The 24,750-nt window shown below is 61.9% G+C and carries 26 protein-coding genes; 8 read left to right on the plus strand and 18 right to left on the minus strand.

Features of this window, described 5'->3' with window-relative positions; genetic code table 11:
- Positions 1-16: 16 nt before the first annotated feature.
- A complete protein-coding gene (locus M2401_RS27935) occupies positions 17-856 on the minus strand; it encodes an IclR family transcriptional regulator (protein WP_259108642.1) in 840 nt (279 codons plus the stop codon).
- Positions 857-1,097: 241 nt separating this feature from the next.
- Between M2401_RS27935 and M2401_RS27940 the strand changes: the two genes are divergently transcribed.
- The 7 genes from M2401_RS27940 (at position 1,098) to M2401_RS27970 (ending at position 7,879) form a co-directional block, all read left to right on the plus strand.
- Positions 1,098-2,126, plus strand: coding sequence for an ABC transporter ATP-binding protein (locus M2401_RS27940; RefSeq protein ID WP_259108644.1), 1,029 nt, complete (start codon positions 1,098-1,100; stop codon positions 2,124-2,126).
- Positions 2,123-2,995, plus strand: a complete 873-nt coding sequence (locus tag M2401_RS27945; protein ID WP_259108646.1) for an ABC transporter permease — start codon at positions 2,123-2,125, stop codon at positions 2,993-2,995. Before M2401_RS27940 ends, M2401_RS27945 begins: the two co-directional genes overlap by 4 nt.
- Positions 2,996-2,997: 2 nt before the next feature.
- Positions 2,998-3,792 carry an ABC transporter permease gene (locus M2401_RS27950; RefSeq protein ID WP_259108648.1) on the plus strand — a complete coding sequence of 265 codons (795 nt, stop codon included), beginning with the start codon at positions 2,998-3,000 and terminating at the stop codon, positions 3,790-3,792.
- Positions 3,793-3,801: 9 nt separating this feature from the next.
- Positions 3,802-4,092 (plus strand): (2Fe-2S)-binding protein, encoded by a 291-nt coding sequence (locus M2401_RS27955; protein WP_259108649.1) that lies wholly within the window; start codon positions 3,802-3,804, stop codon positions 4,090-4,092.
- Between the two features lie 195 nt (positions 4,093-4,287).
- Entirely contained in the window at positions 4,288-5,649 is a 1,362-nt protein-coding gene (locus M2401_RS27960) for an NAD(P)/FAD-dependent oxidoreductase (RefSeq protein WP_259108651.1), read from the plus strand.
- Positions 5,646-6,830: an FAD-binding oxidoreductase gene (locus tag M2401_RS27965; RefSeq protein ID WP_259108653.1), complete on the plus strand. Its 1,185-nt coding sequence runs from the start codon at positions 5,646-5,648 to the stop codon at positions 6,828-6,830. The genes M2401_RS27960 and M2401_RS27965 overlap by 4 nt, the downstream gene beginning before the upstream one ends.
- Positions 6,827-7,879 (plus strand): ABC transporter substrate-binding protein, encoded by a 1,053-nt coding sequence (locus tag M2401_RS27970; RefSeq protein WP_259108654.1) that lies wholly within the window; start codon positions 6,827-6,829, stop codon positions 7,877-7,879. The genes M2401_RS27965 and M2401_RS27970 overlap by 4 nt, the downstream gene beginning before the upstream one ends.
- A gap of 200 nt (positions 7,880-8,079) precedes the next feature.
- On the opposite strand, the gene M2401_RS27975 is transcribed toward M2401_RS27970, so the two are convergent.
- From M2401_RS27975 to phnC, 16 genes are all read right to left on the minus strand, one after another.
- On the minus strand, positions 8,080-8,355 hold the full coding sequence (locus M2401_RS27975; RefSeq protein ID WP_259108655.1) for a hypothetical protein: 276 nt from the start codon (positions 8,353-8,355) through the stop codon (positions 8,080-8,082).
- 666 nt (positions 8,356-9,021) lie between these two features.
- On the minus strand, positions 9,022-10,368 hold the full coding sequence (locus tag M2401_RS27980; protein WP_259108656.1) for an OprD family porin: 1,347 nt from the start codon (positions 10,366-10,368) through the stop codon (positions 9,022-9,024).
- A 161-nt stretch (positions 10,369-10,529) separates the two neighbouring features.
- Positions 10,530-10,754 (minus strand): hypothetical protein, encoded by a 225-nt coding sequence (locus M2401_RS27985; protein ID WP_259108657.1) that lies wholly within the window; start codon positions 10,752-10,754, stop codon positions 10,530-10,532.
- 197 nt (positions 10,755-10,951) lie between these two features.
- The gene (gene phnP, locus M2401_RS27990; RefSeq protein ID WP_259108658.1) at positions 10,952-11,701 is read right to left on the minus strand and encodes a phosphonate metabolism protein PhnP; all 750 of its coding nucleotides are present in this window, start codon (positions 11,699-11,701) and stop codon (positions 10,952-10,954) included.
- Complete coding sequence (phnN, locus tag M2401_RS27995; protein WP_259108660.1) at positions 11,692-12,258, minus strand: phosphonate metabolism protein/1,5-bisphosphokinase (PRPP-forming) PhnN; 567 nt, start codon at positions 12,256-12,258, stop codon at positions 11,692-11,694. Before phnN ends, phnP begins: the two co-directional genes overlap by 10 nt.
- Positions 12,258-13,403 carry an alpha-D-ribose 1-methylphosphonate 5-triphosphate diphosphatase gene (locus M2401_RS28000; protein WP_259108662.1) on the minus strand — a complete coding sequence of 382 codons (1,146 nt, stop codon included), beginning with the start codon at positions 13,401-13,403 and terminating at the stop codon, positions 12,258-12,260. Before M2401_RS28000 ends, phnN begins: the two co-directional genes overlap by 1 nt.
- The gene (phnL, locus tag M2401_RS28005) at positions 13,397-14,104 is read right to left on the minus strand and encodes a phosphonate C-P lyase system protein PhnL (protein ID WP_259108664.1); all 708 of its coding nucleotides are present in this window, start codon (positions 14,102-14,104) and stop codon (positions 13,397-13,399) included. Before phnL ends, M2401_RS28000 begins: the two co-directional genes overlap by 7 nt.
- Before the next feature lie 22 nt (positions 14,105-14,126).
- A complete protein-coding gene (phnK, locus tag M2401_RS28010) occupies positions 14,127-14,927 on the minus strand; it encodes a phosphonate C-P lyase system protein PhnK (RefSeq protein WP_259108666.1) in 801 nt (266 codons plus the stop codon).
- Complete coding sequence (locus tag M2401_RS28015; RefSeq protein WP_259108668.1) at positions 14,924-15,799, minus strand: alpha-D-ribose 1-methylphosphonate 5-phosphate C-P-lyase PhnJ; 876 nt, start codon at positions 15,797-15,799, stop codon at positions 14,924-14,926. The genes phnK and M2401_RS28015 overlap by 4 nt, the downstream gene beginning before the upstream one ends.
- Entirely contained in the window at positions 15,796-16,881 is a 1,086-nt protein-coding gene (locus M2401_RS28020) for a carbon-phosphorus lyase complex subunit PhnI (RefSeq protein ID WP_259108678.1), read from the minus strand. Before M2401_RS28020 ends, M2401_RS28015 begins: the two co-directional genes overlap by 4 nt.
- Complete coding sequence (phnH, locus tag M2401_RS28025) at positions 16,881-17,477, minus strand: phosphonate C-P lyase system protein PhnH (RefSeq protein ID WP_259108680.1); 597 nt, start codon at positions 17,475-17,477, stop codon at positions 16,881-16,883. The genes M2401_RS28020 and phnH overlap by 1 nt, the downstream gene beginning before the upstream one ends.
- Positions 17,477-17,932 carry a phosphonate C-P lyase system protein PhnG gene (gene phnG / locus M2401_RS28030; protein ID WP_259108681.1) on the minus strand — a complete coding sequence of 152 codons (456 nt, stop codon included), beginning with the start codon at positions 17,930-17,932 and terminating at the stop codon, positions 17,477-17,479. The genes phnH and phnG overlap by 1 nt, the downstream gene beginning before the upstream one ends.
- Before the next feature lie 14 nt (positions 17,933-17,946).
- Positions 17,947-18,651: a phosphonate metabolism transcriptional regulator PhnF gene (gene phnF, locus M2401_RS28035; RefSeq protein ID WP_259108683.1), complete on the minus strand. Its 705-nt coding sequence runs from the start codon at positions 18,649-18,651 to the stop codon at positions 17,947-17,949.
- Between the two features lie 44 nt (positions 18,652-18,695).
- Positions 18,696-19,484, minus strand: coding sequence for a phosphonate ABC transporter, permease protein PhnE (gene phnE, locus M2401_RS28040; protein ID WP_259108685.1), 789 nt, complete (start codon positions 19,482-19,484; stop codon positions 18,696-18,698).
- Positions 19,485-19,696: 212 nt separating this feature from the next.
- Positions 19,697-20,701 carry a phosphonate ABC transporter substrate-binding protein gene (gene phnD, locus M2401_RS28045; protein WP_259108687.1) on the minus strand — a complete coding sequence of 335 codons (1,005 nt, stop codon included), beginning with the start codon at positions 20,699-20,701 and terminating at the stop codon, positions 19,697-19,699.
- 44 nt (positions 20,702-20,745) lie between these two features.
- Complete coding sequence (gene phnC / locus M2401_RS28050; protein WP_259108689.1) at positions 20,746-21,579, minus strand: phosphonate ABC transporter ATP-binding protein; 834 nt, start codon at positions 21,577-21,579, stop codon at positions 20,746-20,748.
- A gap of 306 nt (positions 21,580-21,885) precedes the next feature.
- Between phnC and M2401_RS28055 the strand changes: the two genes are divergently transcribed.
- On the plus strand, positions 21,886-22,740 hold the full coding sequence (locus M2401_RS28055) for an alpha/beta hydrolase (protein ID WP_259108691.1): 855 nt from the start codon (positions 21,886-21,888) through the stop codon (positions 22,738-22,740).
- Here the strand turns inward: M2401_RS28055 and M2401_RS28060 are convergent.
- Positions 22,737-24,629: a methyl-accepting chemotaxis protein gene (locus M2401_RS28060; protein ID WP_259108693.1), complete on the minus strand. Its 1,893-nt coding sequence runs from the start codon at positions 24,627-24,629 to the stop codon at positions 22,737-22,739. The two genes, M2401_RS28055 and M2401_RS28060, sit on opposite strands and share 4 nt — an antisense overlap.
- Positions 24,630-24,750: the final 121 nt, after the last annotated feature.

Raw genomic sequence — 24,750 nt, forward strand, 5'->3', positions numbered from 1 at the left:
CAGATCTCAGACCAATTCAGAGCTCCTGCTGCCCAAACACCTGAGAAGGTCGCCGCAACAGTGGATCAAACGGGTTGATCCGCGCGCTGATGGTCAGTGCCTCGCGCTTGAGCATCTCCACCACGGTGGGCATGCGCTCCGGGTTGAGCCGGTCGCTGATGGTCGCCACACTCAGGGCGGCCACGGCGCGGCCTTCGCGGTCGAGGATCGGCACCGCCAGGCCGGCCATGCCCGGCAAAACCCCGGTATTGCGCGCGGCATAACCCAGGCGGCGCACATTATCGACTTCCGAGCGCAGGAACACTTCGTCATACAGATGAAAATCCCGCAGGCGCGGCAGGTTGTAGTGGATCACTGTTTCACGCTCGTCCTCGGGCAGGAAGGCGAGGATTGCCAGGCTGCCCTGGCCTACGCCCAACGCCACACGGCCGCCGATATCGCCGGTAAAGGTGCGGATTGGGTACGGCCCTTCGCTGCGATCCAGGCAGATCGCGTCAAAGCCACTGCGCGCCAGCAGAAACAGCGAATCCCCAAGCGACGCCGACAAACGTAACAGGCTCGGCCGCGCCAGTTCGCGCAGGTTACCGGCCTTGCCCGCGTTGGCCGCCAGGGCAAAGAACTCAAGGCTCAGACGATAACGTTTGCTGCGCTGATCCTGCTCGACCATGCCTTCTTCCATCAGGCTGCGCAGCAAGCGATGGGTGGTGGGCTGGGACAGGCCAACCTGCTGGGCCAGTTGCGTGACCCGTTCGCCGTCACCGCTGCCATTACCCAGGCTACGCAGCACGGCAAACAGACGAGAGACCGCACCAACGCCGACTTCTTTTACCTCTTCATTCCGGTCAGTGGAATTCATATGTACCTTTTTAACCTTTTAATTCACTCATCGAATGAAACTGAAAATACTCGTTGATTCAGTGAAATTCCCTCTTTCGCGCATCCTAGCCTTCGTCCTACTCTGCGTCCACAGGGGCGATTTGAACAATCATCGGCAGCCGTCACAGAACGAGCGCCAACGTCCAAAGCGGTAAGTCATTTCGCATCTGCCCATAACAAACGCACGCGTTGCCGTGCACGCAAAAAGGTGGAACGCAGCTATGGCTTTTCTGCAACTCGAACGTCTGGGCAAGCGCTATGGCGCAATCGACGCCGTGGTCGCCACTGGCCTGGCCGTGGACAAAGGCGAATTCGTTTCCCTGCTTGGCCCCTCCGGCTGCGGCAAGACCACCACCCTGCAAATGATCGCCGGCTTCGTCGAAGTCAGCAGCGGTCGCATCCTCCTCGATGGCCGTGACATCACCCACGCCAAACCCGCCAGCCGCGGCCTGGGCGTGGTGTTCCAGAGCTATGCCCTGTTCCCCCATATGACCGTGGCCGACAACGTCGCCTTCGGCCTGCGCATGCGCAAAGTCAGCGCAGCCGATATCCAGCAGCGCGTGGCCCGGGTGCTGAAACTGGTGCGTCTGGACATGCACGCCACCCGCTATCCCCGTGAACTGTCCGGCGGCCAGCGTCAGCGCGTGGCCCTGGCCCGGGCCCTGGTGATCGAGCCGCCGGTGCTGCTGCTCGACGAGCCGCTGTCCAACCTCGACGCCAACCTGCGCGAAGAAATGCAGTTCGAGATCCGCCGCATCCAGCGCGAAGTCGGCATCACCACCCTGATGGTCACTCACGATCAGGCCGAAGCCCTGTCCATCAGCGACCGGGTGGTGGTCATGCAGGCCGGGCGCATCACCCAGATAGACGCGCCCTACGACCTCTACGAACACCCGCGCACCGAGTTCATCTCCGGTTTCGTCGGCAAGGCCAACCTGTTGCAGGGCGACCACGACAGCGACGGCCGTGCGCAAGTCCGCCAGAGCAGCGGCACCGGCGCCCTGACCCTGAGCCTGCGCCCGGAGAAAATCGACCTGGTGCCTGCGGGCGAAGGCCGTTTGCAGGGCAAGGTATTGACCCGCTATTTCCTCGGCAGCCAATGGCTGTATCGCATCGACACCCTGATCGGCGAAGTCACCGTGGTGCGCCGCAACAATGGCGATGCCCCGTTGGCAGAAGGCATCGCCGTCGGCCTGGACTGGCCAGCGGAGCTGCTGCGCGTACTGGCCTCCGATGAGGCCCGGCCATGAGCATGATCACTGCCATGCGCCGGGGCGGGCGCGGTTATCTGCTGTCGGCTCCGGCGCTGATCCTGTTCGTCAGCCTGTTGGTGCTGCCGTTGGTGCTGACCCTGGTCCTGTCGTTCAACGTGTTCGACTACGACAAAGGGGTCAAGGACGGCGCCTACACCCTGGCCAACTACCTGGCCGTGGTCAGCGACTCTTACTTCTACGAGATTTTCTTCCGCACCTTCTGGATCAGCGCCCTGGTCACCCTGCTCTGCGTGGTGATCGGCGTGCCCGAGGCCTACATCCTCAGCCGCATGGGCACGCCCTGGCGTTCGATTTTCCTGATCCTGATCCTTACCCCGCTGCTGATCTCGGTGGTGGTGCGGGCCTTTGGCTGGAGCCTGTTGCTCGGCGCAGACGGCCTGATCAATCAGGCGATCCAGGCCCTGGGCGGCACTCCGGTGAAGCTGCTCTATACGCCGTTCGCCGTGGTGCTGGCGCTGGTCCATGTGATGCTGCCGTTCATGATCATTCCGGTATGGACCTCGCTGCAGAAGCTCGACCCTGCCGCCGAACAGGCCGCGCTGTCCCTCGGCGCCAGCCAGGCTCGGGTGATGCGCAGTGTTGTGCTGCCCCAGGTCATGCCCGGCGTGCTGTCCGGCACCCTGATCGTGTTCGGCCTGTCGGCCAGCTCCTTTGCCATCCCCGGCCTGCTCGGCGGACGACGGCTGAAGATGGTCGCCACGGTGGTCTACGACCAGTACCTCTCCGAACTGAACTGGCCCATGGGCGCGGCGATTGCCGTGGCCCTGTTGCTGATCAACCTGCTGGTCATGCTGTCATGGAACCGCATGGTCGAAGGCCGCTACAAAAAGACCCTGGGGGAATGAGCATGTCGAGAAACGGCCCTCTGGCCCTGTCCTTTCACGCCCTGGTGGTGGTGTTCATGCTGGCGCCGCTGGTGGTGGTCTGCCTGGTGGCCTTCACCCCGGAAAACACCCTGAGCCTGCCGACGGCGGGCTTCTCCCTGCGCTGGTTCAAGGCGGTATTCGAACGCGCCGACTTCATCACCGCGTTCTATAACAGCCTGACCCTGGCCTTTGTCTCGGCGAGCCTGGCGACCCTGATCGCGGTTCCGGCGGCCCTGGCCATCACCCGCCATAAATTCCCCGGCCGCGACTTTCTCAACGGTTTGTTCCTGTCCCCAATCATTATCCCGCACCTGGTACTGGGTGTGGCTCTGCTGCGCCTGTTTGCCCTGATGGGCGTCAACGGCAGCTTTGCCTGGCTGATGCTGGCCCACGTGGTGATCATCGTGCCTTACGTGCTGCGTCTGGTGATTGCTGCCGCCATCGGCATCGACCGCAGCGCCGAACAGGCCGCCGAGTCCCTGGGTGCCAGCCGCTTCACCCTGTTTCGCCTGATCACCCTGCCAATGATCCTGCCCGGTGTGGCCGGGGGCTGGTTGCTGGCGTTCATCAACAGCTTCGATGAGGTGACCCTGTCGATCTTCGTCACCTCCCCGGCGACCCAGACCCTGCCGGTGCGCATGTATGTCTACGCCACTGAATCCATCGACCCAATGATGGCCGCCGTCTCGGCGCTGGTCATCGCCCTGACCGCCGCCGCGATGATCCTGCTCGACCGTATCTACGGGCTCGACCGCGTGCTGGTCGGTAAACATTAAGGAAGGCTCATGGCCCTGTTCAAACGCCTGGTCGAACGCGACCGCCCGGCCCTGGCCTTCACCCTCGACGGCCAGCCTGCCAGCGGCCTGCTTGGCGACACCCTGCTGACCGCCGTGCTGACCAGCGCAGAGCATCTGCGCGGCAGCGACTTCAGCGCCCAGCCCCGGGCCGGTTTCTGCCTGATGGGCGCCTGCCAGGACTGCTGGGTACGCCTGGCCGATGGCTCGCGGGTCCGGGCCTGCTCGACGCTGCTGGAGGCAGGGCATGAAGTGAGTCGGGAGCCGGGGAGATGCCTGTGACCGCGCACGTGCAAAGCCACTGCAGGAGAGCGTTCTGTGGGAGCGAATTCATTCGCGAATGCAGTATTTCAGAGCGCAGATATGCATTGGATTTACCCGCCTCTTCGCGAATGAATTCGCTCCCACACATTTCACCCTCAAAGAATTCGCTCCCGAAAAGCAGCCGTCTTAACTTTCAGAGTAATAGGCAGTGCGATGAATAAGTCCCAGGTCGTAATAGTTGGCGCAGGCCCTGCCGGCATCACCGCCGCCCGGACCCTGCTCGACCATGGCATACGCCCCTGCCTGATCGACGAAGGCCTGCGCGGTGGCGGGCAGATCTACCGGCGCCAGCCGCAGAACTTCAAGCGCGCACCCAAGGATCTTTACGGCTTCGAAGCCGCCAAGGCCGTGGCCCTGCACGACACCCTCGACCAACTGGCCGGACAGATCGACTACCGCCCCCAGACCCTGGTATGGAACGCCGAAGACCATCGCCTGGACACCGTGCGTGAAAAGCGCGCCGGGCAGGTCGAGTTCTCCCGGCTGATCGTCGCCAGCGGCGCCACCGACCGCATTCTGCCGGTGCCAGGCTGGACCCTGCCGGGTGTCTATAGCCTGGGTGCCGCGCAAATCGCCTTGAAATACCAGGGCTGCGCCATCGGCCAGGACGTGGTGTTAGCTGGCAGCGGACCATTGCTCTATCTGGTCGCCTACCAGTACGCCAAAGCCGGCGCCAAGGTTCGCGCCGTGCTCGACAGCGCGCCTTTCAGCGCCCAGTGCCGCGCCCTGCCCGCCCTGCTCGGGCAACCAGCGACCCTGGCCAAGGGCATTTACTACCGCAGCTGGCTGACCGCCCGTGGCATCCCGGTGCATCAAGGCGCCGACCTTTTGCGTATCGACGGTGAACGGCGGGTCAGCCGGGTTTACTGGCGCCAGAACGGTCAGGAGAAACACCTGGACTGCGACGCCGTGGCCTTCGCCCATGCCCTGCGCAGCGAAACCCAACTGGCCGATCTGCTCGGCTGTGACTTCAACTGGAACCCGCTCAATCGCGCCTGGCTGCCAGCGCGCGACGCCGAGGGCCGCAGCAGTGTCAGCACTGTCTACCTGGCCGGTGACGGCGCCGGGATCATGGGCGCCGATGCCGCACAAATGGCCGGTGAACTGGCGGCCCTGAGCCTGCTGGCTGACGAGGGCCATGCCATCGACCGCACTCGCAGCGAAGATCTGCAACAGGAACTGGCGCGCATCAACCGTTTCCGCCAGGGCCTGGAAACCGCCTTCCCCTTCCCCGAGGACTGGGCAACTAACACTGCGGACGACACCCTGATCTGCCGCTGCGAAGAAATCAGCGCCGGGCAAATTCGCGCCGTGGTCGACAACGGCCATTGGGAAATCAACCGGGTCAAGGCCATGTGCCGGGTCGGCATGGGCCGGTGTCAGGGGCGTATGTGCGGTTCGGCGGCGGCGGAAATCGTCGCCCAGCGTTGCGCCTTGCCGGTGGAAAGTGTCGGCCGCCTGCGCGCCCAGGCGCCGATCAAACCCCTGCCATTCGGGCTGGAGACTGAACAATGAGCGGTGTGATCAATGTCGATGCCGTGGTCATGGGCGGTGGAATCGTCGGCAGCTCTGCCGCCCTGGCCCTGGCGCTGAAGGGCCAGCGCGTGGTCCTGCTGGAGCGGGATTTCTGTGGCTCCCACTCCAGTGGCGTCAACTACGGCGGCGTGCGTCGTCAGGGCCGTCCGCTGTCGCAACTGCCGCTGTCGCAACGGGCCCATGCCATCTGGGGCGGGCTGCGCGAGCTGATCGGCATCGACGGCGAATACCTGCGCTCCGGTCACCTGAAACTGGCCCGCAGCGAACAGGACATGGACGCCCTGCGTGCCTACGCCGAGGCCAGCCAGGGCTTTGGCCTGGACCTGCAACTGCTTGATCGCCAGCAACTGCGCGCGCGCTTTCCCTGGGCCGGTGATGTGGCGGTTGGTGCGTCCTTGTGTGCCGATGACGGCCACGCCAACCCGCGCCTGGTCTCTCCGGCCTTTGCCCAGGCGGCCAGGCGCGCAGGCGCCCATGTCTTCGAACAGGCTGAAGTGGTCGAAGTTGAACACGACGGCCAGGCCTTCCTGATTCGTACCGCCTCCGGCCTGCACCTGCGTGCCCCTTGGCTGCTGAACTGCGCCGGGGCCTGGGCGGCGAAACTGGCCGGGCAATTTGGCGAGCCGGTGCCGATGCACTCCGGCCACCCGGCCATGCTGGTCACTGAACCACTGCCGATGTTCATGGACGTCAGCACCGGCGTCGAAGGCGGTGGTATTTATGCCCGGCAAGTGGCCCGGGGCAACTGCGTGCTCGGTGGCGGCCAGGGCTTTGCCCTCGACGCGGCGCGGGCCCGCCCCGGTCAGGCGGCGGTGCTGGAGATCCTGCGCAACGCCGCTGAACTCTATCCACCCCTGGCCGGCGCCCAGGCCATCCGCACCTGGAGCGGCACCGAAGGCTACCTGCCCGACCGTGAACCGGTACTCGGCCCGAGCCTCAAGCAACCCGGCCTGCTCCACGGTTTCGGCTTTGCCGGCTCCGGCTTCCAGATCGGCCCGGCTGCAGGCGAAGCCCTGGCCGAGTGGGTCTGCGCCGGTCAATCAGCCATTAACCTGGATGCCTTTTCCATCGGGCGCTTTCAACCTGCGCCTGTAGCTGAATCGCCATTCGTCTTACCCCATAACGTCATCCCATTGCACAGAGGAAGGTCGTCAACATGAAAAACATGCAACGCATCGCACTCACAGGCCTGTCATGCCTGCCCCTGGCCGCCCTGCTCGCGTCCGCCCCCGCAGTGGCCGAACCGACGCTGTACCTGGGCATGAACGGCGGCACCATGGAGCGCCTCTACGCCGACCAGATCCTGCCGGCCTTCGAGAAGGCCAATAACGTCAAGGTGGTGATCGTGCCCGGCACCTCCTCGGACATCCTGGCCAAGGTCCAGGCCAACAAGGACAACCCGCAGATGCACGTCATCTTCCTCGATGACGGCATCATGTACCGGGCCATTTCCATGGGCCTGTGCGACAAGCTGCAAGACAGCGCGCCGCTGGCCGACATCCCGGCCAAGGGCAAGATCAAGGACCAGGCAGTGGCAGTGAACCTGGGCGTGACGGGCCTGGCGTACAACACCAAGATGTTCAAGGAAAACGGCTGGAGCGCCCCCACCTCCTGGATGGACATGGCCGACAAGCGCTACAAGGAAAAGCTGGTGTTCCAGTCGATGTCGTCCTCGACCTTCGGCCTGCACGGTTTCCTGATGTTCAACCGCATTCAGGGCGGCAGCGAAACCAACGTCGAACCGGGCTTCAAGGCCTGGCCGAAAACCATCGGCCCTAACGTGCTGGAATATATTGCCAGCTCGGCGAAAATCTCCGAGATGGTCCAGACCGGCGAAGCCGCAATCTTCCCCCTGACCCCGACCGGCGTCACCGCCCTCAAGCTCAAGGGCATCCCGGTGGAATACGCACCACCGAAAGAAGGCGCCGTGGTACTCAACGTCGCCGAATGCGTGATCGCCAAGAACGACCAGCCGGAACTGGCACAAAAACTCGCCGCCTTCCTCCTCACCCCCGAAGCCCAGGCCCCTGCGCTGGAACTCGGCGACCAGATCCCCTCCAACCCGAAAACCCCGACCAGCGACCGTACTCGCGGCCAGGTCGAGGCGATGAACAAGTATCTGGAAACGGCGGTGACCATTGATTGGGATCAGGTGAATCAACTGCGTCCGGAGTGGAATGCGCGGTGGAACAAGACCATTGAGCGATAGAAGCCTGATATAGGAATCCGTAGGACCGGCGCCGCTCCTATCAAACAACGCAAAGTCTACGGATTAACCAAAAACCTGTGGGAGCGAATTCATTCGCGAATGGGCCAGTACATCCGACGCATTAATAGCGTCTGAAGTCCGGCTTTCGCGAATGAATTCGCTCCCACCAGATTTGCTCCTGCCCCCTGTCAAGCGTTCGGCTACAGTGCCTGGCGCACCCTCTGCGTGCGAATCACTTCCAACACATCCACCCCATCACGCAGCAGCAGATACGCCGCATTGGCGAAGCGTGGCAGATCGCGGTCGCAGGTATTGCTGAGGCTCAGACAAGTCACGCTTTCGAGCAGATCGGTGGCGACCTGGATGCGTTGGGTGGCGTAGTCGTGGAGGTCCCGGGGATCGGCGTGGGTGTCGATATGCAGAGGGGGTGTGGCGCTGGTGAGGGCGGTGAGTGGGATATAGCGATTCGTATGCATAATTGCGGTTCTCATGAGTTCAAGAACCGCCACCATCGTGACCAAACGATGGGTGGCGGACTGTGCACAGGTTGGTCAACCGGAGAACACGCAGCCGGCACGCCCGAAGGCGTCCCATACACAGCCGCCATGAAGCATGCCGACATCGAAGATGCCTGCCTTTCAAGGAGACGCATACGCGTGTTCTGACGGGTGACCAAACCCGGTCGCTGATTTTGCAGCGACGGCGCGAACTATAAGGATGAGAAGTAAGACACGCAAGCTGGAATACGATCCGTTGGAGCGCCGCTCGGTCGTTCCTACAGAACGTCAAGATCTCGAACCTGTAGGACTTTTCCTTTTTTCTCCATATTCAGCACTCATAGACATTTTTATATACGCAGCGTTGCCACATAGTCGAGAAACTATTAAACCTTGTCATGCACTCACTCGACTATTCGATGAACATGATAAGAGCCCATAATTACGCAATACTTTATTTTGAAAACCACAGATATGCAGACCTGATAGAAACCAACTCATCCGCAGCAAAATTTATTGAAGAGCGGCTTGCCAGTGGAGACGACAGTTCGGATCCGGATGATCCGTCGGATGTACCGGCCTCTTCGCGGGCAAGCCTCGCTCCCACAGGGGGTGGCGGCAATTCAGGGAGCTAATTAAACACGATCAAAATATATTGATTGGATAATCAACAATCACCCGATACTCATCGATATTGTGGTCCACGGTTTTATACCCCTCGCCGCCTCTATTGGTTGCCCAGCGCAAGCGCACGCCGAGGTTTTTCGCCGGGCCGCCCTGTACAACGTATTTGAGATCGACATCGCGTTCCCAGTGTTTGGCGTCGCTGCCGTCGGCGTTGTAGTAATAGTTGTAGCCGGAGTCGGCGGCGTTGCTGGCTTTGGTAAGGTCCATAGTGCCGCGGGTGTAGGACACTGCCGAAGTCAGGCCGGGCATGTTCCAACCGGCGAAGTCATAGCCGTATTGCAGTTTCCAGGATTTCTCGCCGGGGGCGTTGAAGTCGGAGTATTGCTGGGAGTTATCCAGGTAGATGCTGTCGCCGTCCTGGATATAGTCGAACGGGGTGTTGCCGTTGACCTTCTGGAACGAGGTCACCAGGCTCTGATGACCGACGGTGACGCCGAAATGCAGGCTGTAGGTGTTGTTGTCGATGCTGCCGAGCAATGCCTGGCCGCTGTCCTGGGTGCGGTAGTAATGTAAGCCGGGGTTGAGGCTGACCAGATCGTTGAGCGCCCAAGTGTAGTCCAGGTCGTAGTAGTACTGGTTCCAGATGTCCTTGAGTTGCGCAGCGTAGAGGCTGGAGGTCAGGCCTGGAATACCGGTGTAGGTGCCGCCGGCCCAACTCAGGTGCTTGCTTTCGCCGTTGTCCGGCAGCACGCCGTAATAAGTACCGATCCGGCCGTTGCCGCTCTGGTTGAACAGTTTGTCGAAGCTGACCTGCCCGGCATCCAGTACCAGATGATCGAAGCTGGTGTTATTCAGGCTGAAGCCGCGAAAGGTCATGGGCAGCATGCGCGAAGCGCCACCGGCGATGACGGGGTTGTTGAGAAACAGGTCACCGGCCTTGAGCACCGTATCGAATGCGCGCATTTTCACGGCGCCACCCGCTGACGAGAACGAGTCCGGAGCATCGCCGTAAAGGTTGCTTTTGTTCGGATTGGGCGCGGTGGTCGGCAGGATGCTGGAGCCGCCGCTGCCGCCACCGCCGTCCAGTTTCAGGCCAAGCATGGCGTTGGCATCAATACCGAAGCCGACCGGCCCCTGAGTGAAGCCGGATTGAAATACGCCAATAAAGCCCTGGCCCCACTCCTTGCTGTCCTGCTTGCCGTCGTGTCGGTCGTGGTTGAAATAGTAATTTTTCAGGTCCAGGGTCAGGCTTGAACCGTCGATGAAACCCTCTTTGGTTGCGCTACTGTCGTCGGCGTGGGCCACGACAGGCAAGGATGCGGCGAGCGCGATAAACAACGGACTGAGTCGAAATGGGCGCATCATGATATATAAACCCCTTGGTAAATATTATTTAACTTTGGCAGTCTTTTATTTTCATCAGCCAGGTATTTTTATTAGCCGGATCTTTATGCAGGCCGGTCTTCACAACTTATAAAAAGGCCGCTAAAACAGCGGCCTGATAACGTTTCGACAACAGCCAGGGATCAGGTATGACTGCCCTTGACGGTATCCGTCGGTGCAGCCGAAGCCTGCTGGGTCTTCAGGTCGTCTTTCTTGCTGTTCTCATAGGCCAACTGCTGTTGCTCAACCTTCTGTTCCTGAGCCATTGCCCGGGAGGCAAAGACCGGCGACTCTTCAGCCATGGCCAGGGGTGAAAAAAGAAAGGACGATAATACCAATGCGCCAGCAATACGAATGGAGCGTGACATGATAACAACCTTCTTGCGCGTGCAAGTTTTGTGTGGACGAATTCAATATAGAAATCATCGGCACATGAACCAAGTGAAGAGAAAGTTAGGGATATTTATATTATTTAAAGGGGAGCGAATAAACAGGCCTGCAAAGCACGGTTTTAAACGCATTGATGATTTCATGCAGGAGCCAGCTTGCTGGCTCCCACAGGACCTCAGAAAACCACGCCATCACGCCCGACGACGACATTCCCCGGCAAACTGCGCGGCTGTTCCATCAGCCAGGCATCCAGGGTATGGCCGATATGGGTCAGCACCGCCTGCCGGGGTTGCAGGCGGGCAATGCTGTCCAGGGCCAGGGTCAGGTCATTGTGGTTGCGCGGCGCCTGGGGTTGCGGCGGCATGGAGCAGTCCAACACCAACAGGTCCAGTGGCCGCTGTTGCAGCAGCTCAAGGGTGTCGTCCGGCAGGCCGACGGTGTCGGTGAGGTAGGCGATCAGGCGGCCATCGCCTTCGATCAGGTAGCCAAAGGTAGGTTTGGAATGGGTCAACGGCAATGCCGTGACCTTGATCGCGCCCAAGTCGCGCTGTTCAAAGGCACTGAATGGCTGGCTGAAATCGAGAATCCCCGGATGTTTGTACAGGTCGGCCAGCCCTTCCGGGTCGGCCGGGCCATGCACCGGAATGATCAATCCCTGGCCCCAGCGCAGATGCAGCAGGCCTTGGGCGTGATCGGCATGATAGTGGGTTTGCAGGATGCCACTCAGGCTATGGGGCGGGAAGCGCTCGCAGAGGTCGGGCAAGCCGCTGTCGATCAACCAGCGTTGCCCGGCGCATTCGATCAGGGCGCTGCATGGCAGGCGGCGCAGGCCCCGGTCGGCAGTGGCTGCCTGGCAAGCCGGACACTGGCAGCCGTAGACCGGCACCTGGCGGGCATCGCCGGTGCCGAGCAGGGTCAGGCGCATAGGCGGGCGTGGGTAACGTGGTGCAGCAGCCGGGCGACGGTTTGTTGCAGGTCGCCAGAGTTATCCAGCACCAGCAGCCCCGGATGCTCGGCCAGCAGTTCCACGGTAAAGCGACCGTTGCGGGCCAGGCGGGCCTCGATCTCATCCTGAGTCTCGCGGCCACGGGCCAGCAGACGCTGACGCAGCACGGCATCATCGACCTTGAGCAACACTGCCAACAGGTGCGGATAGCGCTGCAAGGCCTGGGGCAGATAGCCACGGGAGCCGTTGACCAGTACATCCAGGCCCTGGGCCAGCCAGTCGTCGATCTCCTTGGGGATACCGTAGTGCAAGCCGTTGGCCTGCCAGCTCATGGCGAATTCGCCCCGGGCCTGCATGGCGCTGAATTGCTCCACGGTGACCGCCTGCGCGGCCTCCCCCACTGCCTCGGCCGAGCGGGTAATCACCCGGCGCACGATCCGACAGCCGTTGGCCGCAAGATCGTCCCGTGCAGCGTCCAGCAGGCTGTCCTTGCCTGAACCGGACGGCCCGATGAGATAGATCAACCTGCCTGTCATCAAAACACCCTCTTTGCCTGCCGCCAGACCTGCTGGATCACGGGCAGCGAACCCTGGGTCCGTGCCTGCAACAGGTCGGCACGCAGCCCGACGCGAATTTCCCCGCGATCCTCAAGCCCGGCAGAGCGGGCGGGAGCGCGGCTGACCATGTTCATCGCCTGGGGCAAGTCACAATGGCCGTCCTCTGCTGCCAGGACAAACGCAGCCTGCAGCAGGCTGGCGGGATAATAGTCGCTGGACAGAATATCCAATAGCCCTTGTTGCGCCAGACCCGCCGCCGCCACGTTGCCCGAGTGCGAACCGCCGCGGACCACATTGGGCGCACCCATCAGCACATTCATGCCCAAGCGACGACAGGCTTCAGCCGCCTCCAGTGTGGTAGGGAACTCGGCGATGGACATGCCATAACCGGCCGACTCCTCGACATGAGCCAGCGTTGCATCGTCGTGACTGGCCACCGACAGGCCGCGCTCAAGGCAGATCTCGACGATAGCGCGGCGATACCGATCGCTGTACTCACGGGAGTTGCCTACCTGTTCGACGATAAAGCCGTCCATTTCCGCCGCCGACAGGTGGTATTTACCCATGTAGTATTCGCGGTACTTGGACTCCAGGGCAAACTGGCGCTGCCCCGGCGCGTGGTCCATCACCGAGACCAGTTGCACCAGCGGTTGCTCCACCAGGTCGCGGAACACGCTCAGGGTGTCCGGGTGGCTGACTTCACAACGCAGGTGCAACAGGTGCTCGGCGCGGGTCTGCCCGGCAGCCTGGGCCTTGGCAATGGCCTCGAGCATGGATGGCAGCTGCTGCATGCGCTTGCCCTTGGGGTTCACATCGCCGATGGACAGTGCATCGAATACCGTGGTGATGCCTGCGGCGACTATCTGCGCATCGTGGCTAAGCACGGCCGAGGCCGACGGCCAGTCGACACCGGGGCGCGGTGACAGGTGTTTTTCCAGGTTGTCGGTATGCAGCTCGACCAACCCCGGCAGCAGGTAATCGCCCTGCAGGTCCACAGCCTGGGGTAGCTGGCTGCGGCCCTCTTCCACCGCGCTGATCAGGCCGTCGCTCAGAACTACGGTGCCGAGGAACACGCGGTCAGCGGTGACCACCTGGGCATTGGTCAGGATCTGTTCGTTCAGCATGGCAGGGGCTCCTTGGCAAGGGCGGTCATGTCCAGGTGGCGGTCGGCAATGGCTTGGCGCACGTTCTGGTCGTGGAAAATACCGATCAGGGCGGCACCGGCCTGACGGGCTTCATGCATCAGTTCCAGCACCACCTGGCGATTATTGTCGTCCAGAGAGGCAGTGGGTTCGTCCAGCAGCAAAATCGGCCAGGGCACCATGAAGCCCCGGGCGATATTGATACGCTGTTGCTCGCCGCCGGAGAAGGTCCCCGGCGCCAGCTGCCACAGGCGCCGGGGAATATTCAGGCGGCTCAGCAGGGATTCGGCGCGCTCGCGCGCTTCGGCCTTCGACCAGCCACGGGCCAGGGCGGGCTCCATGACTACATCCAGGCTGGCCACCCGTGGAATCACCCGCAGGAACTGGCTGACATAGCCCAAGGTCTGGCGGCGCACGGCCAGCACGTCACGGGGCTCGGCGCCGACCAGTTCCAGCCAGTCGCCGTCATGTTGCACACGGATGCTGCCACCCGCTGGCAGATAGTTGCCGTACAGGGTGCGCAGCAAGGTACTTTTACCGGCACCGGAGTCGCCGTGCAGGACCAGGCATTCTGCGCCGCGCACGACAAAATTCAAGCGGTCGAGGACATTCAGCACCACACCGTTCTGCTGATGCAGGGTGAAGGTTTTCGAGAGGTCGCGGACCTCGATCAGGTTGCTCATCAGGCATCTCCCCTGGGCCGGTTCACGGTTGCAGTACCGAAGAAACCAGCAGTTGCGAATACGGATGCTGCGGGTCGTCGAGGATCTGGTCGGTCAGGCCGCTCTCCACCACGCGGGAGCGGCGCATGACCATCAGCCGGTCGGCCAGCAGCCGGGCCACGGCCAGGTCGTGGGTGACGATCACCACCGCCAGATCCAGCTCACGCACCAGTCCGCGCAGCAGGTCGAGCAGGCGTGCCTGCACCGACACATCGAGGCCGCCGGTAGGCTCATCCATGAACACCAGGCGCGGGTTCGACACCAGGTTGCGGGCGATCTGCAGGCGTTGCTGCATGCCACCGGAGAAAGTCCGTGGCAGGTCGTCGATGCGCAGCGGGTCAATTTCCACCTGGCTCAACCAGTCGATCCCGGCGTTGCGCAGCTGTTGGTAATTGCGCACGCCCTGGGCCATCAGCCGCTCGCCGATATTGGCCCCGGCCGACACGCCCATGCGCAGGCCGTCGCGGGGGCTTTGCTCAACGAAGCCCCACTCGGTCCTTAACAAAGTGCGGCGCTCGGCTTCGCTGGCGCTGTACAAGTCGAGCCAGCGACCGTCGCTGCGCCGGTAATCGATGCCGCCGCGATCCGGCGGGCAGCGGCCGCTGAGCAGCGACAGCAAGGTGGACTTGCCCGAACCGGACTCGCCAACGATGCCCAGCACTTCGCCTGGGTACAGCTCGAAACCGACGCCGTCACAGCCCTTTTCCGGGCCGTACAGCCGGGTCAGGTCGCGCACCCGCAACAACGGCTCAACCTTGAGCCTTGGCTTGATCATGCTGTTCATGGGCGCTCCTTGAGGGTCTCGACGCGCTGGGCGCAGTAGTCGGTATCCGAGCAGACGAAGCTCTGGGTCCCGGCATCGTCGAGGATCAGTTCGTCGAGGAAGGAATCGTGACTGCCGCAGATGGCGCAGCTCTGTTCCCAACGCTGCACTTCGAAGGGGTGATCCTCGAAGTCCAGGCTCGCCACCTGGGTGTAGGGCGGTACGGCATACAGGCGCTTTTCCCGGCCCGCACCGAACAGCATTAACGCCGGGCTCATATCGAGCTTCGGGTTGTCGAATTTGGGAATCGGCGACGGGTCCATCACGTAGCGCCCGTCCACCATCACCGGGTAGGCGTAAGCGGTAGCGATGTGGCCGAAGGTAGCGATGTCCTCGTACAGCTTGACGTGCATCACCCCGTAATCATTCAGCGCATGCAGGGTGCGGGTTTCGTTTTCCGAGGGTTCGATAAAGCGCAGCGGCTCGGGAATCGGCACCTGATAGACCATGATCTGATCGGCATGCAGGGGTGTTTCCGGAATGCGGTGGCGGGTCTGGATCACCGTCGCATCGGGGGTGCGCTCGGTGGTGGCGACGCCGGCGGTGCGGGCGAAGAAGCGGCGGATCGACACAGCATTGGTGGTGTCATCGGCGCCCTGGTCGATGACCTTGAGTACGTCTTCGGCACCGAGGATCGCGGCGGTCAGTTGCATGCCGCCGGTGCCCCAGCCATAGGGCAACGGCATCTCACGGCCGCCGAACGGCACCTGGTAACCGGGAATGGCCACGGCCTTGAGCAAGGCGCGGCGGATCATGCGTTTGGTCTGCTCGTCCAGGTAGGCGAAGTTATAGGCTTCGTCGCGCTCCTGACGCGGCGGATTGTAGGCATTCATGGCTTGGGCTCCTTGTCGGCAGGGCCGACGGGGTTGCGCAACTTGCGGATCAGCTCCAGTTCCGCCTGGAAATCAACGTAGTGCGGCAGCTTGAGATGGGAGACAAAACCGGCCGCCTCTACGTTGTCGCAGTGAGCCAGGACAAACTCCTGCTGCTGCGCCGGGGACTGGATTTCTTCGTTGTATTCCTCGGCGCGCAAAGAGCGGTCAACCAGCGCCATGGCCATGGCCTTGCGCTCGGCATGCCCGAAGGCCAGGCCGTAGCCGCGGGTGAACTGCGCGGGCTCGTCGCCGCTGCCGACGAACTGGTTGACCATCTCGCACTCGGTCACTTCCAGGCTGCCGATGGCGATGGGGAAACCCAACTCGTCCGGTTCGATCCACACGTCCACTTCACCGATGCGAATCTCCCCGGCAAAGGGGTGATTGCGCCCGTAGCCGCGCTGGGTCGAATAACTCAGGGCCAGCAGGAAGCCTTCGTCGCCACGGGCCAGAGCCTGCAGGCGCTGGGCACGGTCGGCCGGGTACTCGATGGGCTCGCGGGTGATATCGGCCACGGCGGCGCCATGGTCGTGCTCTTCCTTGATCAGGCCTTCCTTGGCCAGCAGGTCCAGCACGCGCGGGCAGCTTTCCGGGGCTGCCCCCTCCTTCACCTGCGGCCCCGGAAACTCACCTTCGGCCAGCAGGCTGAAATCCAGCAGGCGGTGGGTGTAGTCAAAGGTCGGGCCGAGCAGTTGCCCGCCCGGCAGGTCTTTGAAGGTCGCGGACAGACGCCGCTTGAGCTGCATGGCGCCGGTGTCCAGCGGCAAGCTGGCATTGAAGCGCGGCAAGGTGGTGCGGTAGGCACGCAGCAGGAAGATGGCTTCGATCAGGTCGCCTGCGGCCTGCTTGATTGCCAGTGCGGCCAATTGTTCGTCGTACAGCGAACCCTCGGTCATGACCCGGGCCACGGCCAGGGGCAGTTGCTGACGGATCTGTTCGACATCCAGTTCGGCAACGGAAAGATCGCCCCGGCGTTGCTTGGCCAGCAGGCGGTGGGCGTTATCGATGGCTTGTTCGCCACCCTTGACGGCGACATACATCAGGCGCCCTCCTCTACACGGGTGCTGCGCGGCAGGCCGAGCAGTTCGCTGCCTGCCAGGAAAAACACATCCAGGCCACGGGGAAAGTCGTTGTGCAGCCCGCGTTGCTGCCAGAAGCTGTCCTGCAGCGGCAATGCCACGCGGTTTTCATACTGGATGCCCGGCCCGCGCCAGCTCAAAGTGCGGCCACCATTGAGGCTCGGCAACTGGATCAGCAAGGTGCAGGACTGATCGGGATAGCGGTCATTGCCCAGATCGAAGCCGCTGAGGTCGCTCAACTGGTTTTCGTCGAGCAAGGCAAAGCGTGCGTTCTGCCGGTCGCCGACGATCGGGCAACCGCAATGGAACGACAGGTTGGCGCGAATCGCCGGGGTGTCGAAGGCCGGGGCCAGCCACAGCGGGGTGTCCAAGTCCAGCAGGGCCAGACACAGGGCGTGGGTGGCGGCGGCCAGGCCCGGCAAGGCCGGTGGCTGATGAGCCGGTTGCAGGCAATGGGTCACACCTGGGCCGGCCAGGGCCTTGAGGGCCACGCGAAAACTGCGCTGGGCGTCCAGCGCCGGGTCGGCAAATGCCGGTTGCAGCAGGGTTGCACTCATCAGTTCTCTCCTCTGACCAGGGTGAAGAATTCCACTTTGGTCGCAGCGGTTTCAGCGTCCTGGCGGGCCCGGCGCGCAGCCTGTGCCAACGCCAGGGGTTCGATCAGTTCGCTCAGCCAGTGCTGTTTCTGCGGGCCTTGCAGATGGGCGTCGGCCAGGGCGGCCAGCTCAGCGCGGGCCTTGTCGCGCCCGGCCAGGTAGCTGTAGCCGGTGCGACCGTCGGCCAGGCGCACCACGCAACGGGTCACGCTCATTTCGCCGAGGTTGAACGGCGCGCCGCTGCCGCCCATGCGGCTACGGACCAGGGTCATGCCGATTTCCGGGGCGCGGATCAGCTGGTATTCGGCATCACGCAGGGCCGATTCATGACGGCGCAGTTCGGCGCCCTCGGCCTTGGCCAGCACGCCGATCCAGCGTTGCCGGTCGGCGATGGTGTGAGGCAGTTCAGGTGGCATAGTCGGCATCTCCATCATGTGATGACCTGATACTGGAAGCGGTCGGAGCGGCTGGTGGAATGGCTCAATTCCACCGGCTGACCGCTGCGGTCGTGGGATACGGTGAGCACGGTGACTGCGGGCAGATGCCGCGGCATCATCAGCAGGTCGGCTTCTTCACGGGTCGGCAGGCGTGCGCCGATCAGGCTGAACGTGCGGCTTAACGGCAGTTCTCGGGCAGCCAGGTACTGGCGCAACGAACCACCCTTGTAGGCACTGAGCAGTTCGCTGCGGCTGCCACAGAAACGGTGGCGAATCAGGCTGACCGGCTGGCCGTCGAGCTTGCGCAGGGTGCGCAGTTCGATCAGCGGTGCGTCGGGTTCGAGTTTCAGATGCCCGGCATCCTCCACCGTGGCCAGGCAGTTCTGGCGCTGGATCAGAATGGCTTCGACGCCGATGCCCTGAGCCGACAGCGACTGGCTGTAGGCGCTGTCCACGGCCATGGGGTAAATCAGCGGCCGCTCCAGCACCTGGGTGCCGCGACCCTGGCGGCGCAACACGCTGCCTTCGCGCACCAACTCGTCGATGGCACGGCGGATGGTGTGGCGGTTGACGTCGAAGCGTGCGGCCAGTTGCACCTCGGCAGGCAGGTAGTCGCCGGGCAGGTAACCAGGCAACTCGCGGCGCAGGGTGTCGGCCAGCTCGCGGTAAATCGGTTCTGCTTGTCTAGACAATTCCATGCTTTAAAAAAGTGCCTCAGGGCACCCTCTCCTACAGGCAATGGTTAGATAAAAAGCTTGCGCAAACGCTGTGACAAAATGTCGATCACGCTGACCACGCAGATGATCACCAGCAACACGGCGCAGGTCTGGACGAACTGGAAGGCGCGGATGTTCTCCCACAGAATCACGCCGATACCGCCGGCACCGACCATGCCCACCACCGTCGCCGAGCGCACGTTGGATTCGAAGCGGTACAGCGCGTAGGAAATCCACAGCGGCATGACCTGGGGAATCACCCCGAAAATCACTTCCTGCAAGGCACTGGCGCCGGTGGCACGCACGCCTTCGACCGGGCCCGGATCAATGGCTTCCACGGCTTCGGCGAACAGCTTGGCCAGGACTCCGGTGGTGCTGATCCACAGCGCCAGGACCCCGGCAAACGGGCCGAGACCGACAGCGACCACGAACAGCATGGCGAAGACCATTTCATTGATGGAGCGAAAGGAATCCATGACCCGGCGCAGTGGCTGGTGAATCCACCACGGCGTGATGTTGTCGGCGCAGAGCACGCCCAGCGGCACGGAACAGACAATCGCCAGCAAGGTGCCCCACAGGGCGATATGCACGGTGACAATCATTTCCTTGAGGTAGGCGCGCCATTCGTGGAAGTCCGGCGGGAAGAAATCGGCGGCGAAGGTCGCCATGTTGCCCGAGTCGCGGTACAGCGCCAGTGGGTTCATTTCGGCGCCATGCCAGGCCCAGGCCATCATCGCCAGAAACAGGCCCCAGCCCAGGTATTGCGGCCAGGTGCGCTTGCCGACGGCCTGCAGGGAAGCTGCGTGAGTGGTCATAGTCAGATCTCGGTTGCTGCGGTAAAGGGTCTTGCGCGATCTCACAGCAGCTTTTTTGGAGGCGGATCCTGTGGGAGCGAATTCATTCGCGAAAGCGGTGTTCATGAGAAGCAGATACGCTGAATGTACCTGCCTCTTCGCGAATGAATTCGCTCCCACAATTCGCCCCACAAAATCTCACTGCAATGCAGAAAGCGGTGCTGCCTGCTCAATCACCCCGCGCTGACGGTGTTCTTCTTGTCCAGCTCGCTGATGCGGTCCTGCAACTTGGTCAGGCCGGCATCGATATCCTTGAGCTTCTGGGTCTTCTCTTCGGCGCTGAGGCCGGTGCTGGCGGTGACTTCAGTGCGCTGCTTGAACAGTTCGAGCTGGCGAATGGTCAGCAACTGGTCATCCGAGGACTTGAGGAACTTGCCCATCTGCATGTTCTTCAGCACTTCCTTTTCTGCATCGGTATTGCCGTAGTCAGTGAAAAAGGTGCGGATCTTGTTTTTCTCGTCATCGGACAGCGACTTGCTCCAGACCATCGGGTCGGCCGGGATGATTGGCGACTTCCAGATCACCTTGAGCATGGCGGCCTTGTCCGGTTGGGTTACAGCCAGGCGGTCCCAGCTTTCGGTGTTGAAGGTGGCGACATCCAGTTGGCCCTTGGCGACGCTTAGGGCGTTGACTTCGTGGCTGGAGTTAAGGGTCCGTTTGAAGGCGGTGGCAGCATCGACGTTGTTCTTGGCGAACACGTAATAGCCAGGCACCAGATAGCCGGAGGTAGAGTTAGGATCGCCATTGCCGAAGGTCAGGCTCTTGGCATTCTTGAGCATGTCATCCACGGAATTGATCGGGCTGTCCTTGCGCACGATCAGCACGCTCCAATAGCCAGGGGCGCCATTGGCGGCCGAGGTCTGGGCGAAGATTTCGCCGTTGGAGCGATCCACCGCTTCCATTGCCGCCTTATTGCCCAGCCAGGCTACATCGACCTTGTTGAAGCGCATGCCCTGGATCAGCCCGGCATAGTCAGAGGCGAAGGTCGCGTTGATCTTGAGCCCGGTTTTCTTGCCCATGTCATCGAGAAACGGCTGCCAGATGCTCTTGAGGTTCTGCGATGATTCGGTGGACATGATGCCAAAATTGATGACTTTCTCTTCTGCCTGCGCATTGCCCAGCAGTGCGCCGGTCAGCAGGACGGCAGACGCGAATACGCGACCGATACGATTCAACATGGAAGGACTCCTGTAGATACGTTCATGGATTACAGAGGGTTGATTCAGCGCGCTGCCACAAGGCGCGGCGCCGGGGTTTCGTGACGCGAGGCGGCACCTGCGACCATCAGGCTGGTGTCGACGTCGGCGCCGTAGAGCTCGTTGAGGAACTGGCCGCAGAGTTCTTCACCGCGACCGTCGAAATGAATGCGCCCGCCCTTGAGGGCTACGGCGCGTGGGCAATAGCGAATGGCGTAATCGACCTGATGCAGGGTCACCACCACGGTCTTGCCATCGCGGCGGTTGATATCGGCGAGGATTTCCATGACCTTGCGCGCGGACTCGGGGTCCAGGGAGGCAATGGGTTCGTCAGCAAGAATGACTTCGGCCTGCTGGGTCAGGGCGCGGGCAATGGCGACGCGCTGCTGCTGACCGCCGGACAGGGTCGAGGCGCGCTGGGCGGCCAGATCGGCGAGGCCGACGCGGTCCAGATTGGCCATGGCGCGCTGTTTCTCTTGCGCATTGAACAGGCCCAGGCTGCCACGCCAGCGCGGCATGCGCCCAAGGCCGCCGAGCAGGACGTTGTCCAGCACGCTGAGGCGATTGACCAGGTTGAACTGCTGGAAGATATAGCCGATGTCGGCACGCAGGCGGCGCACCTTGCCATTCAAGCGGCCGGCAGCCTGCACTTCCCGGCCCAGCACCTCGACCCGACCGCCATTGTTGCGGTCGCAGCAGGCCAGACCGGCCAGGTGGCGCAACAGAGTGGATTTGCCGGAACCGGACGCACCGATCAACGCCACCATTTCGCCCTGTTGTATAGACAACGCCAGATCAACCAAAGCGGATTTTCGGGAGAACGTCTTGTTCAGATGCTCGACATGGATAGCTGCGTTCATGGGGGCTTCTCGGTCAGGTTCTGGAAAACAGCCTGGATGGCCGCCTTGTTGTGTCATCGAAACTAGACCGAGCATGTTGCAGCGACGTGATGTGTCAGTGACGCGGGAGTAACCGTTTTGTGAAAGGTTGAGTCAGGATGTTTCATAGTCATCGACGATAAGTCTTGATCGGCAGGTCCTTGTGGGAGCGAATTCATTCGCGAAAGGGCCGTAACATCCGCTACATTTCCGTGGTCTGACAGACCGCTTTCGCGGATAAATCCGCTCCTACCCAGCAAGACCTCACCCCGAATTCATAGGTCCTCCATGCACTGGCTCCCCCTTCTCAAACACCTTCCCCTGCTCTTCCTCAGTTGCCTGCCCCTGCTGGCCCGCGCCGCGCCGGAGTCTTCGGTCTACCGCTTCGAACGCCTGCAACTGGACTCTGCGGACGGCAGCCTGCATTACCGTCTGGACCTGGCCATCCCGCGCAAGGCGCCGCCTGCGGCCGGTTATCCGGTGATGTACCTGCTGGACGGTAACAATGCCCTGGCGGAACTGAAGGAAGACTGGCTCAAGGAACTGGACGGCGGCAATCCACCGCTACTGGTGATGATCGGCTACGAAATGGACGGCCTCTACGATATGGAACAGCGCACCCGCGACTACACCGGGGCCAGTTCCGCCGCCTTCCTTGAGCTGATCCAGACCCGAATCAAGCCGCTGGTGCAATCACGCTTGCCGGTCGATCAGGCACAGCAAAGCCTGTGGGGCCATTCATTTGGTGGTTTGTTTGTGCTGTACGCGCTGTTCGAACAGCCCCTGGCCTTCAACAATTGGTTCGCCGCCAGTGCCTCGCTGTGGTATCAGCCGCCGACCTATGACAAGGCCATGGCCTTCGCTGGCATCAAGGACGGGCCTGTGCGTCAGGTGTTGATCATGCGCGGTTCGAAGGAAGGCAAGTTGCCGATCAAGAGCTTCGACGGCGGTTCGATGGAGCAGCGCAAGGCCATGGAGGCCGTGCCGATCGAGGCCAATCGCGAAGTTGCCCGACACCTCAGTGAAGTGCCGGGTATCCAGGCCCGTTATCGGAACTTCGACGGGTTGAATCACAGTGAGGTATTCAGCGCTGCCCTGCATCCAGCGCTGAGGCTGGCTGCAGGGTTGAAGGCTGACTTTTAGATGCGGAAGGTACCCACCAGATGTTGCAGACGCGCGGCCTGCTCTTCCAGGTAGGAACAGGCATCCAGCGTCAGCTTGAGGTTTTCCACGCCGCGCTGGTTGAGATCGTTGATCTGGGTGATGTCCATATTGATCGACTCGACCACAGCGGTCTGCTCTTCGGTGGCGGTGGCCACTGACTGGTTCATGCCGTTGATCTCGTCGATGCGCCGGGTGACGCTGCCCAGACGCTCGCCCGCTGTGTTGGCGATGGTCACGCTGGACTCACTCTGACGCTGGCTTTCGGTCATGGTGCTCACCGCACTGCGGGCGCCGACCTGCAACTCTTCGATCATTTTCTGTACTTGTTGCGCCGAGTCCTGGGTGCGATGCGCCAGGTTGCGCACCTCATCGGCGACCACGGCAAAACCGCGCCCTGCTTCCCCGGCCCGTGCGGCCTCGATGGCAGCGTTGAGCGCCAGCAGGTTGGTCTGCTGGGAAATACTGGTGATCACTTCAAGGATCTGACCGATATTGACCGTCTTGTCGTTGAGGCTTTCGATATTGACGCACGACTCGCTGATCTTCTCCGACAGCTCGTTCATCGCCTTGATGGTCTGCTGCACCACGCTCTGGCCGTCAGTGGCCAGGCCGCTGGCATCGGCCGACTGCTGTGAAGTACGCGCGGCGTTCTGGGCGATTTCCTGAGCAGCGGCGCCCAGTTCGTTGATCGCCGCGGCCACGCTTTCAGTACGGCTGGCCTGCTCGCCAGAGTTGGTCATGGACGAGTTGGACGCCTTGACCACACGCATTGCCACATCACCCAGTTGCCCGGCAGTGGACGCCACTTCGCGGATCGAACCGTGGATACGCTCGACGAAGTGGTTGAACGACTGCGCCAGAGCACCGAATTCGTCCTGGGAAGTGATCGTCAGGCGCTTGGTCAGGTCGCCGTCGCCGTCGGCGATATCACGCATGGCTCGGCCCATCTGGTGCAAAGGCTGCATCAGTACGCGGATCAGCAGCCCCAGCAGCAGGATGATGATCACCACCGAGATGACCATCGCCGTGATGGCCGAGGTACGGAACTCGCTGAGCATCGAGTAGGCGGCGTTCTGGTCCAGCACCAGGGCCACATACCAGTTGGCCGAGGGCAGGCCTTCGATATGGGTGAAGGAAATGATTTCCGCCTTGCCGGCAGATTCAATCTCGCTCACACCCGCAGCAATTTTCGGCGTATTGGTCGGATAGGCTTCACTGATGTTTTTCAGCACCAGCTTGCTGTCCGGGTGCACCAGAATCTTGCCGTCGGCGCTGACAATGAACGCATAACCATGGCCGCCGAAGTTCAGCGAGTTGATGGTGTTGCTGATGGTGTCCAGGGACATGTCCGCGCCAGCGACACCGGCCAGGGCGTTCTGGACGTTGACCGGGGTAGCGAGTGTCACCACCAGCTTGCCCGAAGAGGCGGCGATGTAGGGTTCAGTAACAATGGTTCCCGCCGCCGCCTGGGCCGCTTTATACCAGCCACGGGCCCGTGGATCGTAATCCGCCGCGCGATTACCGGCCGGCACCGAGAACATCACCCCGGCATTGCTGCCGAAATAGCTCAGGCTGAAGTTGTCTGCATAAGCCTTGAGGCCAACGGCGCGGGGCAGTTTGGCGACGTCGGTGCCGTCCAGCGCGATCTGTTGGGCCATCGATTGCAGCAGCTGGATACGCCCGTCCATCCAGGTCTGGATGTTAAGGGTGGTCAGGCTGCCCAGTTGTTGCAGTTCCGAATGAACGTTCTCTTTTAAAGTTTGGCGTTGTCGATAGTCATTCACGACAATAAAACAAGTAAATGCGACGACCACGACCAGAGCCGCGGCGAGCAGGATTTTCCTGCTGAAACCCAAACTTTTATTCATAGGGATACTTCCATTACAAGAATCGACTTCGGAGGTACTTCTGCTCACAAACGTGCAAGACAAATGCCAAGCGGCGTTTTACGGATTCTTGTGACAAAAGGATAGGCTGGGAGTTAAATAT

The organism is Pseudomonas sp. JUb42 (genome assembly GCF_024807945.1).
Lineage (GTDB): Bacteria > Pseudomonadota > Gammaproteobacteria > Pseudomonadales > Pseudomonadaceae > Aquipseudomonas.